At 64.6% G+C, this 13,959-nt stretch carries 13 protein-coding genes; 11 read left to right on the top strand and 2 right to left on the bottom strand.

Annotated features, from left to right (window positions below):
• Positions 1–30: 30 nt before the first annotated feature.
• The gene (locus GGR33_RS17580) at positions 31–1,161 is read right to left on the bottom strand and encodes a molybdopterin-dependent oxidoreductase (RefSeq protein WP_183507557.1); all 1,131 of its coding nucleotides are present in this window, start codon (positions 1,159–1,161) and stop codon (positions 31–33) included.
• A 258-nt stretch (positions 1,162–1,419) separates the two neighbouring features.
• On the opposite strand from GGR33_RS17580, the gene GGR33_RS17575 reads away from it, so the two are divergent.
• The 5 genes from GGR33_RS17575 (at position 1,420) to GGR33_RS17555 (ending at position 7,667) form a co-directional block, all read left to right on the top strand.
• Positions 1,420–4,284: an ATP-binding protein gene (locus tag GGR33_RS17575; RefSeq protein WP_425488791.1), complete on the top strand. Its 2,865-nt coding sequence runs from the start codon at positions 1,420–1,422 to the stop codon at positions 4,282–4,284.
• 124 nt (positions 4,285–4,408) lie between these two features.
• Positions 4,409–5,248 carry a DODA-type extradiol aromatic ring-opening family dioxygenase gene (locus GGR33_RS17570; protein WP_183507553.1) on the top strand — a complete coding sequence of 280 codons (840 nt, stop codon included), beginning with the start codon at positions 4,409–4,411 and terminating at the stop codon, positions 5,246–5,248.
• Positions 5,245–5,511, top strand: coding sequence for a hypothetical protein (locus GGR33_RS17565; RefSeq protein ID WP_183507551.1), 267 nt, complete (start codon positions 5,245–5,247; stop codon positions 5,509–5,511). The genes GGR33_RS17570 and GGR33_RS17565 overlap by 4 nt, the downstream gene beginning before the upstream one ends.
• A gap of 102 nt (positions 5,512–5,613) precedes the next feature.
• Positions 5,614–6,840: an MFS transporter gene (locus tag GGR33_RS17560; RefSeq protein WP_183507548.1), complete on the top strand. Its 1,227-nt coding sequence runs from the start codon at positions 5,614–5,616 to the stop codon at positions 6,838–6,840.
• Positions 6,841–6,860: 20 nt separating this feature from the next.
• Positions 6,861–7,667 carry an SDR family oxidoreductase gene (locus GGR33_RS17555; RefSeq protein WP_183507546.1) on the top strand — a complete coding sequence of 269 codons (807 nt, stop codon included), beginning with the start codon at positions 6,861–6,863 and terminating at the stop codon, positions 7,665–7,667.
• Positions 7,668–7,993: 326 nt separating this feature from the next.
• Here GGR33_RS17555 and GGR33_RS17550 read toward each other — a convergent pair whose 3' ends face one another.
• Positions 7,994–8,458 carry a winged helix-turn-helix transcriptional regulator gene (locus tag GGR33_RS17550; protein ID WP_183507544.1) on the bottom strand — a complete coding sequence of 155 codons (465 nt, stop codon included), beginning with the start codon at positions 8,456–8,458 and terminating at the stop codon, positions 7,994–7,996.
• A gap of 103 nt (positions 8,459–8,561) precedes the next feature.
• Here GGR33_RS17550 and GGR33_RS17545 point away from each other — a divergent pair, with 103 nt between their 5' ends.
• The 6 genes from GGR33_RS17545 (at position 8,562) to rutD (ending at position 13,935) form a co-directional block, all read left to right on the top strand.
• Entirely contained in the window at positions 8,562–9,779 is a 1,218-nt protein-coding gene (locus GGR33_RS17545) for an MFS transporter (RefSeq protein ID WP_183507542.1), read from the top strand.
• A gap of 195 nt (positions 9,780–9,974) precedes the next feature.
• Positions 9,975–10,616, top strand: coding sequence for an HTH-type transcriptional regulator RutR (rutR, locus tag GGR33_RS17540; protein WP_183507540.1), 642 nt, complete (start codon positions 9,975–9,977; stop codon positions 10,614–10,616).
• Between the two features lie 266 nt (positions 10,617–10,882).
• Positions 10,883–11,983 carry a pyrimidine utilization protein A gene (gene rutA, locus GGR33_RS17535; RefSeq protein ID WP_183507751.1) on the top strand — a complete coding sequence of 367 codons (1,101 nt, stop codon included), beginning with the start codon at positions 10,883–10,885 and terminating at the stop codon, positions 11,981–11,983.
• Positions 11,983–12,726, top strand: coding sequence for a pyrimidine utilization protein B (rutB, locus tag GGR33_RS17530; protein ID WP_183507538.1), 744 nt, complete (start codon positions 11,983–11,985; stop codon positions 12,724–12,726). The genes rutA and rutB overlap by 1 nt, the downstream gene beginning before the upstream one ends.
• A gap of 29 nt (positions 12,727–12,755) precedes the next feature.
• Entirely contained in the window at positions 12,756–13,148 is a 393-nt protein-coding gene (gene rutC, locus GGR33_RS17525; RefSeq protein WP_183507536.1) for a pyrimidine utilization protein C, read from the top strand.
• A 4-nt stretch (positions 13,149–13,152) separates the two neighbouring features.
• Positions 13,153–13,935 (top strand): pyrimidine utilization protein D, encoded by a 783-nt coding sequence (gene rutD, locus GGR33_RS17520; RefSeq protein ID WP_183507534.1) that lies wholly within the window; start codon positions 13,153–13,155, stop codon positions 13,933–13,935.
• The last annotated feature ends 24 nt before the right edge of the window (positions 13,936–13,959 follow it).

Here is a 13,959-nt window from a genome sequence, read left to right as displayed (position 1 = left end):
TCACAGAGCGGATGTCGCGAACCCGTCCGTTCACGGGCCGCCTGGGCCATTCGAAGCGGGGATCAAGCTACTCATGTTCTGATCGATCACACTGATCCGCACCCGGTGCCAACAGGTGCAAAGGTAACCTTTGTGATTCCAGGTGTCGGTCGGCAGCGCGGGTTGCGTCTGGCCGGCCATGTCCCAAGCGCGAACGGCGAGCTCATGCTCGCCTGGAGCCAGATAGAGTTCTACGCTCCAGAACGTCCAGGCGAATGGCGCATCCTGTTCGTGCTCCAGATCAGCCTGCGTCCAGGACCGGCCGCCATTCCCGGAAACATCGACGCGCACGATGGCTCTGTCGCCACTTACTGCGTAGCCACGAACCCGGTTCCGTCCGGCCTTAAGGGTGGCTCCGCGTTCGGGATCACAGATCGCGGCGTTGAGCGGCATCGTGTCGATGGTATGCCCCTTGGTCGGGTCCGCCGTCTCTGCGGTCACGCCGGGCGGGAACAGCTTGTAATCCTCGGCCTGAATTGGGTTGTCGGACGGGTGGTCCTGCACGGTGAGGCGCCGGAGCCATTTCGGACTGCGAACGCCGGCGAAGCCAGGCACGACCGCGCGGACTGGGTAGCCGTGCTCGGGGAGCAGGGGCTCGCCGTTCATGGCGTAGGCGAGCAAGGTTTCGGGCGCCATTGCCTTGCGGAGTGGGATCGATGCTCCATACGGGCGTCCTTCCACCATGTCATGGCTCTCGAAGGCCACGTGGAGATCCGCACCATCCGCAACACCCGCCTCGCGCAGGATGTCTCCGAGCCGGACTCCGGTCCAAGCGGCCGTCGCGATAGCACCGGCATCCCATGGATCGCCCGATACCGGGGCAACCGCGCGCATGTCGGCGCGACGATTGCCCGCACATTGCATTGTTGCCGTGACCACAGCTTCCGGGAAACGGGTCTGCAGGTCGTGCAGCGAAAGTTCCTGCCTGACACCAGCTCCGCCAAAAATGGCAATGCGCCAGGTTTCTAAGTCGAGGTCCGGAAGATCGCCGTGCGAGCGGACATAGAAGTTCTCCGCCGAAGTCCGGTAGGAGGCGCGCAGTCGACCCAGAGGCGGTTCGGCATTGTAGGGCTGATCGCCGTGGACGATCAGGCGAGCCTTTCGCTCGGATAGGCTCGACATCGAGGCTCCCGTCTGGGTGAGGACACGGAGTGAACGCGCCGACGGCGGTAAAGCTCAATCGTCACCCCAGGGACTACCACGGCGAAGCTGCCGGACGGCCGACGAACGGCTGCTCTGGATAAGCGCCGGTGCTGGTCCGGGCGGCTAGTTTGGGCGCTCAGCCGCCCGTTTGGGTTCGCTGGTCGGAACTTTCTCCGAGAACCTTTGCTAAGGGCGGCACATCGAGACACGGGCGAGTAGCGCCGTTAGGTTCGTCGGATGCGAGCACGCGCGCCTTTGTCTGTTGAACTAAGCCAATCCAACGGGTTGGGACACCGGTTTGGATGCCACTGCATCTACCCGGAGATGCGTATCCTCGTGAGAGGGGACTACCGGGTAGAGTTGAGAGCGCGCGCTTTCGATCTCCTCTGCGTGCTCGTCGAAGCCCGCGGCAGTCTGGTCGAAAAAGACGAGCTCATCGAGAAGGTCTGGAGCGGGGCGGTCGTCGAGGAGAACAATCTCCAAGCGCAGATCTCTGCGCTCAGGAAGGCGCTCGGCCCCGACAGGGACCTGCTCTCGACCGAGTTCGGACGCGGCTACCGCCTTCTGCTCGGAACGGATGCGGTCGAGGGGCAGGTGCAACTCCATGCCGATCTGCCCCAGCGCGCTGCGACCTGCAGCCTGCCGAACGCTATCACGAGCCTGATCGGCCGATCGACGGAGGTGTCGGAGATCGAGGGGCTCCTGGGTCGCGCCAGGCTCGTGACCATCGTGGGACCGGGAGGCGTCGGCAAGACGCGGCTCGCCAACGAGGTCGGTCGTCGGCTCGTCCCCGCGTTTCCTGATGGCGTATTCCTGGCGGAGCTCGGCAAACTGTCCGAGGACCAACTCGTCTGGCCAACGATCGGCACGGCGCTCTCCATCCCGGCTTCGGTGCTACGTCAGCCCGGTCGGCTCAGGAGCTACGTCGAACACCGCCGCATCCTGTTGGTGGTCGACAATTGCGAGCATGTTGTGGAGGCGGCCGCCGAAGTCTTGGCGAACCTCCTGCAAGTCAGCGCGAATCTGAGCGTCCTTGGTACGGCCCAGGAACCACTCGGCATGCCGGGAGAGTATGTCTTTCGGCTGGGTCCGCTCGCGGTGCCGCCCAAGACCATGCGCGAAGCGAGCGAGGCGCTCGGACATCCGGCGGTGGAGCTCTTCGTGGAAAGGGCGAAGGAGAGAGCCCGCGAATTCCAGCTTCTGGACACCAATGCTTGCGATGTCAGTGAGATCTGCCGCCGGCTTGATGGCATTCCGCTCGCCTTGGAGCTCGCGGCGGCCCGGGTTGCCGCGCTCGGCGTGACCGGCGTGCTCACCGGACTGGACGATCGATTCAAGCTTCTGACCGCCGGGCGCAGAACGGTTCTGGCCCGGCACCGCACGCTGCGCAACGCGGTTGACTGGAGCCACGATCTGCTCAGCCCAGAGGCGAAGCGGCTGTTCCGGCGCCTAGCTGTATTCCCGGGTGCCTTCACTCCAGAGGCCGCGCATCAGGTTGCGGCGGGGAACCTGGAAGAGGAGTGGCAGACGGCAGACACGCTTGGTGAGCTCGAGGGAAAATCCCTCCTTCTCGTCGATGCCGGGAGGCCGGAGCCCCACTTCCACATGCTGGAAACGATCCGCTTCGATGCGCTGGAGAAGCTTGCCGAGAGCAACGAGGTCGACGGGATCGCCCGTCGGCACGCGAGCTTCACGGCCGCGATGTCCGAGGAAGCCTCCGTCGATTGGCGGATCTTGCCCACCGAAGACTGGCTGAACCGTCACGCGACCGGCCTGGACGATATCCGGGCCGCCCTCGACTGGGCGCTTTCCGCGTCCGGCGATGTCGACCTGGGCGTCACGATCCTCTCACACTCGGCGCCATTCTGGATTCAGCACTCCCAACACGATGAAGGCCAACGCCGGATCTCCGAGATTCTCGGCGGGATCGCGATCCAGGGTCCGATCCATTCTCAGGCCGAGATGGCCGCCCAGACGGCGCTCGGCGCCTGCCTGACATGGGCAAAAGGCCCCGTCGCCGAGACCAGGAATGCCTGGAGCCGTGCCCTCGAACTCGCCACGGAACTCTCCGACGTCGAAGTCGGGCTCCAGGCTCATTACGGATTGTGGCTCTTTCATCTGCGCTGCGGCGACTATGCGGGCTCGCTTCGCCATGCACGAGAGATGATGGAGCGGGCCAGTCTTGGAAACGACCGTGAGGCCTTCGCCGCAGGGCAGCGTATCGCGGGCGTGTCCCATCATTTCCTGGGCCAACATGCCGAGGGACGCCGCCTGATCGAGACGTCACTCGGATGGTACGATCGGCACCCTCCGATTCAGCGATTTCGCTTCGGTCTCGACCAACGCGTCGCCGGGCTCGCCTTCCTTTCGCGCATATTGTGGATCGAAGGTCAGTTCGCGACGGCTATCGACGTTGCGCGTGACGCCTTGGAAAAAGCGCGCGCGCTCGACCACGCTTGCACGCTCTGCTGCGCGCTCGCCGAGGGCTGGTGCATGGTTCATGCCCTGAACGGCGATGAGACTGCCGTCGAACGCGCGGCGCCGCTGCTCGTCCAGACCGCGAGCCGGCATGGCCTCGGGTTCTGGACGGTGTACGGCGAGTTGTTCATGGCCTGGGCCACGACCGGCAACGATGAACGTCCGCAAGCCCGCATCGAGCGTGTCTTCGCGTCTACCAGCGGCATGGACTTCGATCCGCTCTACTCGACGCTCGTCACGGATCTGCTCATCAACGCCGATGTCGATCATCCCGCCCGCGAAGCGTTCTTGCGATTGGCTGATCGCGTCGACGACGGCCGAGACGAGGCCCATTGGGCATGGTCAGAATTTCTGCGGGTTCGCGCGCAGATCACCAATCCCACTCCGGCCTCGCGCGAGCGCGAGCTGAGGCGGGCTCTGGACATCGCCGAACGTCAGGAAGCCCCCGCTCTCGGCCTGCGGGTCGTGTTCGATCTGGTGAAGCTTCTCACCGATCATGGTCGTCGGGACGAGGCACGCGCGCTCCTCGAACCATACCTCGACCTGCTCCCGAGCGGAGTGTCGTCGCGGGACTGGCGGGCGGCTCGAAGCTGGTACGTCTCGCGGCTCTCCGATGCTTACTGAGCCGCTCCCGTTTTCAGGAGTCTGAAACGAAGCGCCAAAGACTCCAAGCCCCATAGCTGTGAAACGCATTCGTCTCGCGTTGCCGGACGCATCGCGCGCCGGACACTCATGAAGGCGGATGCTCTTGGCGGACATCGTCGCAGCTTATGTCGTGCCGCATACCCCGAGCTTCGTGGCCGAGGTGAAGGCGAACGGGGAGCGTTCCGAAACGGCGCGCTTCTTCGGCGAGATCGGACGACATCTGATGGCGGCACGCCCGGACGTGATCGTCTCCATAAGCAACGATCATTTCAATACGTTCTTTCTCGACAACTGGCCCACCTTCGCGATTGGGCTGGCGGATCGCACGGCCGGACCGAGCGACCAGACACCGGAGATGCCCTGGTACGAGGTTGAGGTCGCCTCCGATCTCGCCCGGCATCTCTTCGGCCACCTCGTCGCGGACGCATTCGACGTCGCGCGCTCGCTCGAGTTCCAGCTTGACCACGCGCACCTCGTTCCACTTCACTTTCTCACGCCCGAGATGTCGGTTCCGATCGTCCCGGTCTTCATCAACTGCATCGTCCCACCCCTGCCGAGCAGCCGCCGTTGCCATCGCCTGGGCCGCTCGCTGGCGGAGGCCATCGCGAGTTGGAGCAACGAGCAGCGAGTCGCCATCCTCGCCAGCGGCTCCCTGAGCCTGGAGATCGGCGGACCCCGCGCCTTCGAGAACAAGACCTTCGGCGTCCCCGACCCGGACTGGGCGAGTTGGGTGCTCGAACAGATCCGGACCGGACGCATCGAAACCCTGATCGAGGCTGCGAGCCAGGAACGGATGCTCGAAGCCGGGAACGTGGCCGGAGAGCTCCTCACCTGGATAGCCGCGCTCGGCGCGGTCGGTCCGGCCACGCCCGACATCCTCGTCAATCAGCCGGAACTGGGTAACGCCTTCGCGGCCTGGACTCCGAAAGGCGTCGGCCGATGAGCGCCTATCAAGTCGAGAAGCTCTGCCGCCGCGTCCTGCATGACAGCGCCTTTCGGGCGCGGATGCAGTCCGAACCCGCGGACGCGCTGGCGACCGTGCCGCTGAACCTAGAAGAGCGGGAGGCGATCCTGGCCGGCGACGTGGGCTGGCTCTACCGCCACGGCGCCTCGGCGTTCCTCCTCCCGATCCTCAGCAGGTTCGAGATTTGCGGGCTCGCTCTTCCGGTCTTCAACCGGCGCATGCGAGCCGAAATCAAAAACTGAAGCCGCTTCATCGCGGACAACACGAGCGATCCAGCGAAGACTGGACGGGAGGACGCTGTGACAATGACAGGTGATGGGCCTATCGGGCCCCTTCAACGACGTGTGCTGACCAGCAGTTTCATCGGCTGGATGTTCGACGGTTTCGAGACGAGCACCCTCATCCTCGTCGGCGGCGCGGCCATCGCGTCGCTCATCCCGAACGCAGGCCCCGATGAGGTAAGGCTCAGCATCGGGACTGCACTGAGCGCCACGCTCGCCGGTTGGGCGGTCGGAGGGGTCATCGGAAGCATCTTGGCGGACTATGTCGGCCGCAAGAAAATGCTGATGATCTCGATCGCCGGCTACTGCGCTTTCACCGCACTGACGGCCGCCAGCTATTCGATCGGCGCATTGATCTCGCTGCGCTTTCTCACCGGACTGTTTCTCGGTTCCGAATGGAGCACGGGCACGGCGTTGGTGGCCGAGACTTGGCCGGACCACGCCCGAGCGAAGGCGCTCGGAGTCATGCAATCCGGCTATGGGTTCGGCTTCTTCCTCGCTGCGGGACTGTGGCTCTTCATCCAGCCGCTCGGACCCGACGCATGGCGCTTGATGTTCGTGATCGGCGTCCTGCCGGCAATTGCCCTGATCTACATCCGTCGCGAGGTCGGTGAATCGAAGCTCTGGCAGGAGGCGGTCGCCGAGCGGAGATCCGCGCCGACCAAGCGGGACTTCACCGTGATCGAGCTTCTTCAGGATCGGGAAGCCCGTTCCCGGGCGATCGCGACCCTCGTCATGGCAGCAGTGACCGTGTCGGTCTTCTACGCGATCAGCGCACTCACTGGCCCCTTCATCGGCGCGATTGCCGCCAAGGAGGGCCGCCATGCCGCGACCTGGGCCAGCATAAGCGCCCTCGTCTACAATGCAGGGGCCATCGTGGGCTACATCTCGGCTGGTTTCCTGGCCGAGGCGCTTGGACGCAAGCTGTACATGTCCTGCGTCTTCGGAGGCGCCATTCTATCCGGCATCCTGATGTATTTGGTGCCGCCGGCATTGTTGCCGAGTTTGATCGCAGTCTTCATCCTCGGAATATTCACGCTCGGCGTCTTCTCATGGATGCCGATCTATCTGCCCGAGCTGTTCGCGACACGCATTCGGGCCACGGCATCAGGCGTCGTGTTCAACCTGGGCCGCCTCGTTGCCTTTCCCCTCCCCGTGCTGACGGCATTTCTTTTCTCTAGTCTAGGCGGATATCAGCCCACCGTTCTGGCGCTCACCTGTCTGTATTTGCTCTCTCTATCCGCGCTCTGCTTTCTGCCGGAGACGAAGAATACCCGTCTTCCAAACTAATCGAAAATAAGGATCACGTCATGGAACTCGGCATTACCGGCCGCGCGGCCGTCGTTACTGGCGCCAGCACCGGCATCGGCTTCGCGGTCGCGGAAGAACTCGTGGCGAACGGTGCCTCCGTGCTGATCGTCGCGCGAGACCAGAACCGGCTCGAAGCCGCCGAGGCGAAACTTCAGCAGAAGAGCCGGGCAAAGGTCGCCTCGCTCGCGATCGACGTCGCCAGCGCCGGGGCAGCCGATCGGGTCGTGGAGGCTGCCCTATCCGCTGTCGGCTCTCTCGACATCCTCGTGAATAATGCCGGCCGAGCGCATGCCGGCGGCTTGATGACCTCGTCCGAAAGCGACTGGGACGAGATGACGATGCTGAAACTCGTCTCGATGCGTCGGCTCTGCAAGGCCGCCATCCCACACATGAAAGAGAAGAGCTGGGGCCGCATCGTGAATATGTCTTCGATCGGCGGGATCTATCCGAATCCAAAGCTCTTGATCTCGCATGTGCTCAGCGGAGCGATCAACAACCTGACGAAGTCCCTGGCGCTCGAAGTTGCAGCAGACGGTATTCTGGTCAACGCGATCGGGATCGGCGCCGTCGCCACGGACAACTGGGCCAACAACATGCTTCCGGCCGTCCGCCGCAATCGGTCCGAGTTGGCCAGTCTCAGCGATGACGAGGTCCTTGCCCGGGTCGGCGCAGAGATGACGCCGATCGGCCGCGCTGGGACGCCCGAGGAAATCGCCGCCATCGCTGCTTTCCTGGTGTCCAGCCGGAACGGTTTCGTCACAGGCGACACGATCGAGGCATCCGGCGGAGCGGACCGGTTCATGTAGATTGATACGAATTTTGTTATCGGCTTTGTCTAAGCCTGACTGATCGCCAAGGACGCACGGCCACCGAAGCTTCGGCAGAACTAACGTCTGGTTTCGAGGAAGCTTTGGATCGCCGGCTACGACGCAAATGGGCGCGAAGCTGTCGGCAGGAGCTGGCCGATAACGGACTGACGGCTTCGGGCTGCCCGAGGATCTGAAGCAGACGTCGGCGTTCCAGCGGGTGTCGACCCTAGACGGTCGTCGGAACAATCTTCGTCGCTCCTACAAGCGGACAGCCCGATGGATCGGCTAGGGCGATCTTCAGTAAAATGGAGCGCTGTGACGGATCAGGCCTTCGGATAGATTTCAATCATCTTGTCGACGCGCGTGTCGCTCCACCCGAGGGGCCGACCATCGAGAGCGTGCAATTTCAAACGCGCGACTGGATGCCCTGTCTGACGATCCACCAGCGAGGATCGAAGCTCTTCGGGCCGATAGAGGTTATCCTTTCCCCACTGACGGAGGGCGACGATCACGAGGAAGAGGCCACGCCCCTTCTCGCTCAGGACATACTCCCGATAGGCAGTGCCATCCGAAGCGGGCGCCGTCTCCAGGATGCCCCGCTCGGTCAAGTCGCGAAGCCGAGTCGCCAGGACGCCCCTTGCGATACCTAGGCCGCTCTGGAACTCGCTGAAGCGCCGCACGCCATCGACGGCGTCACGGATGATCAGGAGCGACCACCAGTCGCCGATCACGTCGAGGGCGCGCGCCACCGGGCATCCGGCATTCCACAGGCTGACCCGCTTGACCACGACGGCGCCTCTCTCGGCCCAAACTGGTTCTAAAATAGAACTGGATCTCGCGCACGGCAACTGGTCTCAATTTAAGACCAGTTGCCGTGCGCGGAGGATCGTCATGCGTCTTGCCAATGAGAGCCGCCACCCCTCGCGGCCGCCGGGCGGATTGTCGGGGATCACGACGCTGGTCTTTGCCGTGGCGGCCGGCCTCAGCGTCGCGAACGTCTATTATGCGCAGCCTCTGCTCGACGCGATGGCGCGCGATCTTGGGATCTCTCCGGCCAGGGTCGGCCTCGTCGTCACCCTGACGCAGGTGGGCTACGGGCTCGGTCTGATCGCCATCGTTCCGCTCGGCGACCTCGTCGACCGCCGCCGTCTCATCCTGGGCCAGGGCCTGCTTTCGGTCATCGCCTTGCTCGCCGTGACCACGGCCCGGACGGAAGCAATTCTGTTCGCCGGCTTGGCAGCGGTGGGGCTGCTGGCCGTCGTGGTTCAGGTCTTGGTGTCCTTCGCCGCGACCCTCGCGACGCCGGATGCGCGCGGCAGCGCTGTCGGGCGGGTGACCAGCGGCGTCGTGATCGGCATCCTCGCCGCACGCTTCGTCGCCGGATGGCTGGCCGATCTCGGCGGATGGCGGGGGGTTTATTGGGCCTCCGCCTTTCTGACGCTGGCCAAGGTCGGCTTGCTCGGCCGGGTCCTGCCGAAAGAGCAAGCGCCGGGACGCACCGAGGGCTACGCAGCCACGGTTCGCTCCATCCCGGCCCTCTTCGTCCGCGAGCCAGTCCTCAAGGTCCGCGGCGTCCTCGCGCTCCTGATCTTCGCATCGTTCAGCACCTTTTGGACGGCTTTGGTGCTGCCGCTCAGCGTCGCACCTTTTTCCTACTCCCATACCCAGATCGGACTGTTCGGCCTCGTCGGCGTGGCGGGGGCCATGGCCGCGACGGGGGCAGGCCGGCTCGCAGACCGCGGTCTGGGCCAATGGACGACGGGCGTTTCGCTCGCGCTTCTGCTCGCATCCTGGGCGCCGATCGCGCTCCTGCCGCGTTCGATCTCCGGTCTGGTCGTCGGTGTGATCCTGCTGGATCTTGCCGTGCAGGCCGTTCACGTCACCAATCAGAGCATGATCGTCGCCCTCCATCCCGAAGCGCGAAGCCGGCTCGTGGGCGGCTACATGGTCTTCTATTCGATCGGGAGCGCCCTCGGAGCGATCGCCGCAACCACGGCTTATGCCGAGACCGGCTGGCTCGGCGTCTCGGCGCTGGGAGCGGCGTTCAGCGCCGCTGCCCTGTTGGTCTGGGTCTCCACCTTGAGCGTGACGCGATCGTCGCGGATATAGTGTCGTGCCTTGAGGCGATCGGCGGATTTTCTTCGTTGTTGGCCGTGACCAGACAGGCTGACGTCCATCGTCACGGTTCTTCCGATCGCGATCGCGCGCTTTGCGATCGTCGCTCACTTGCTCGTCCGTTCGACACCCTCGACCACGCGGGAGGCGTAGGGTAATCGCGGGTGCCGCCGAAGTGGAGCTAGCGTCTTGGCCGGATCTGAGTGCGGAGCCGTGCAGCGTCGTCGTCGGCGTGATGGCGAGATCCGGCGCGATGCCGTGCTCGATGCGGCGCTGGAGATTTTCTCCACACTCGGCCTGCATGGGGCGAGCATCGACCAGATCGCGGAGCGCGCAGGTCTCTCGAAGACGAACCTGCTCTATTACTTCCCTTCCAAGGACATCCTCTACGTCGCGGTGCTCCGGCGGGTGCTCGATGTCTGGCTCGATCCCCTCAAGGCGCTCGATGCGCGGAGCGAGCCTGCCGAAGCCCTGCGCGCCTACATCCGCACCAAGATCGCGCTGTCGCGTGACGAGCCGCAGGCTTCACGCCTGTTCTGCCTGGAGATCGTCCAGGGGGCGCCGCTGCTGCGTCTGGAGCTCGAAGGTCCTTTGCGCGCACTCGTCGAGACCAAGGTGGCCGTGCTGCAGGACTGGATGGCGGAAGGCCGCATCGCGCGCCACGACCCTTACCACCTGATTTTTTCGATCTGGGCGATCACGCAGCACTACGCCGACTTCGCGACACAGGTGGATGCGATCACGGGGCGCTCGCTGTCGGATGAGGCTTTCTTCGAAGCCACTGTTGCGAGCACGCAGCGCCTGATCCTGGCGAGCCTCAACCTCTCTTGATTCGAAGGCGAACGGCCGTCGGACGGCTCGTCATTTCGCCGCTGCCATAAGCAAAGTCCGATCATTGCGCGGGCATCGCGCGGAGAGTTTGTGCAAATGGTCAAATTCCGCCGATCTGGAGTTTGACCATCCGGTCCAACTCGCTAGCGTCATGTTCAGCGCAAGTCATCGAGCGTGTTCGACTGTTGTGAGATCGGCGTCTAACGGGATCTCACGGACCGAATGCAGTGGTGGCGCGGGCATGCGAGGTGGCCATGACCGAACCCATGAACATCGGCGTCTTCATCCCGATCGGCAACAATGGCTGGTTGCTGTCGGAGAACGCTCCGCAATACATGCCGAGCTTCGAGCTCAACAAGCAGGTCACGTTGAAGGCCGAGGGCTACGGCCTCGACTTCGCGCTGTCGATGATCAAGCTGCGCGGCTTCGGCGGGAAGACGGAGTTTTGGGACCACAACCTCGATTCCTTCACGCTGATGTCGGCGCTCGCCGCCGTGACCAGTCGGATCAAGCTCTACGCCACCGCCCCGACCCTATGTCTGCCGCCGGCTATCGTTGCCCGCATGGCCGCGACCATCGACTCGGTCTCGAACGGCCGCTTCGGCCTCAACCTGATCACCGGCTGGCAGAAGCCGGAATACTCGCAGATGGGCCTCTGGCCCGGCGACGAGTATTTCGCCCGGCGCTACGAGTATCTCTCCGAATACGCTCAGATCCTGCGCGATCTCTGGGAGACAGGAAAAAGCGATCTGAAGGGCGAGTTCTTCCAGATGGACGATTGCCGTCTGAGCCCCCGCCCCCAGGCCGATATGAAGATAATCTGCGCCGGGCAGAGCAGCGCGGGCATGGCCTTCACCGCGACCTACGCGGATTATAATTTCTGCTTCGGCAAGGGCATCAACACGCCCACCGCCTTCGCGCCGACCGTGGCGCGGCTGGAGGAAGCCAAGGCCAAGACCGACCGCGAGGTCTCCTCCTACGTCCTATTCATGATCATCTCGGACGAGACCGACGAGGCGGCCTTCGCTAAGTGGGAGCACTACAAGGCCGGCGCCGACCAGGAGGCGATCGCCTGGCTCGGCGTCCAGGGCGCCGCCGATACGAAATCCGGCAGCGACACCAATGTCCGCCAGATGGCCGACCCGACCTCGGCCGTGAACATCAACATGGGTACCCTGGTGGGCTCCTACGCCACGGTCGCGCGCCTGCTCGACGAGGTCATGACGGTGCCCGGCACCGGCGGCGTGCTCCTGACCTTCGACGACTTCCTCATAGGGCTCGACGATTTCGGCCAGAAGATCCAGCCGCTGATGGAGACGCGTCGTCACATTACCGGCGCCGCCGCACCGCTCCCGCAGGTAGCCTGATGTCGGATATAGCCCCCGCGGGATACCGCGACCCGGCCGGTCGCTACGGCAGCATCACCTTGCCGGCCCGGCCGGAGCCGGTCGCCTTCGAGGTCGCGGCCAGCGCGCTCATCGTCGTCGACATGCAGAACGCCTATGCCTCGAAGGGCGGCTACCTCGACATTGCCGGCTTCGACGTCTCGGCGACGGGCCCGGTCATCGCGACCATCGCCAAGGCCGTGGTAATTGCCCGAGCAGCGGGCATGCCGATCGTCTGGTTCCAGAACGGCTGGGACCCCGACTACATCGAGGCCGGGGGGCCGGGCTCGCCGAACTGGCACAAGTCGAACGCGCTCAAGACGATGCGCCGTCGGCCGGAGCTGAACCAGCGCCTGCTCTCGAAGGGCTCCTGGGACTATGCCCTCGTCGACGAGCTGACGCCGGAGCTTGGCGACATCGTGCTGCCGAAGCCGCGCTATAGCGGCTTCTACAATACTCAGCTCGACAGCTTGCTGCGCGCCCGAGGCATTCGCACCCTGGTCTTCACGGGGATCGCCACGAATGTCTGTGTCGAGTCGACGCTGAGGGACGGTTTCTTTCTCGAATATTTCGGCATCGTCCTTGCCGACGCGACCTATCAGGCCGGTCCACCGTCCCTGCAGGAGAGCGCCTTGTTCAATATCGAGACCTTTTTCGGCTGGGTCTCGGATGTTGCGTCATTCGAGGCGGCCCTGAAGCCCGGCGCGGCCCTCGCTGCCGAGTGATCCGTCCCGACAGCGGAGATCGTCCCAGAATGCCCAAGACCGTCGTGATCCCGCCCGGAACGGGCAAGCCGCTGGCGCCCTACGTCCCGGGCACGCTCGCCGATGGCGTCCTCTACGTCTCGGGCACCTTGCCGCTCGATGCGGAGGCCAACGTCGTCCATGTCGGCGATGCCTCTGCCCAAACGCGGCATGTGTTGGAGACGATCAAGGGCGTCGTCACGGCCGCCGGCGGCACGATGGACGACGTCACCTTCAACCACATCTTCCTGAAGGACTGGGCCGACTACGCCGCGATAAACGCGGTCTATGCCGAGTACTTCCCCAACGAGAAGCCGGCGCGCTACTGCATCCAGTGTGGCCTGGTGAAGCCCGACGCGCTCATCGAGATCGCCTCGGTCGCGCATCTCGGCAAGGCGGCCTGAGCCGATGGCCGCGCCGATCCATTGCGAGGTCCAGGGCCGGAGCGACGGCCGCACGGTGCTGCTCTCGCCCGGGCTCGGCGGCTCCTCCGGATATTTCGCGCCGCAGATGGCGGCGCTGACGGAGCGTTTGCGCGTCGTCACCTACGATCACCGCGGCACCGGCCGCTCGCCGGATCAACTCGAACCAGGCCACGACATCGCGGAGATGTCCCGCGACATGCTGACGGCGCTCGACCGGTTCGATGTCAGAATTGCCGACATCGTCGGCCACGCTCTGGGCGGCCTGATCGGGCTGCAGCTCGCCCTCGATCACCCGGATCGCGTCGGGCGCATCGTCGTGATCAACGGCTGGGAGACGATGTCGCCGGCCACCCGCCGCTGCTTCGCTGCCCGCAAGGCCCTGCTGACCAAGGTTGGGGTCGAGGCCTTCGTTCGAGCCCAGGCGATCTTCCTCTATCCGGCGCCCTGGATTGCGGCGAATGCCGAGCGCCTGGCCGCCGACGAGGCGCATGGGATCGCCCATTTCCCTGGCGAGGCCAATGCCCTGGCGCGGATCGGCGCGCTCGAATCCTACGACCTCACCGGGCGCCTCGGCGATATCCCACACGAGACCCTGGTCATGGCCGCACGCGACGACGTGCTGGTGCCCTACACCGCCTCCGAGCGTCTGGCAGCCGGACTGCCGAATGCCCGTCTCGAGCTCGCAATCGATGGCGGCCACGCCCACAGCGTGACCCGTCCCGATCTCTTCAACGAAGCGCTGCTGCGCTTCCTGGCGCGGCCGTGAGACCGCTCTGCGAGAGGCCATCGC

This window comes from Methylobacterium brachythecii, from assembly GCF_014196345.1.
Taxonomy (GTDB): Bacteria; Pseudomonadota; Alphaproteobacteria; order Rhizobiales; family Beijerinckiaceae; genus Methylobacterium; species Methylobacterium brachythecii.
Note: the sequence above shows the minus strand (reverse complement) of the source record. Positions and strands in the feature narration are given on the sequence as shown.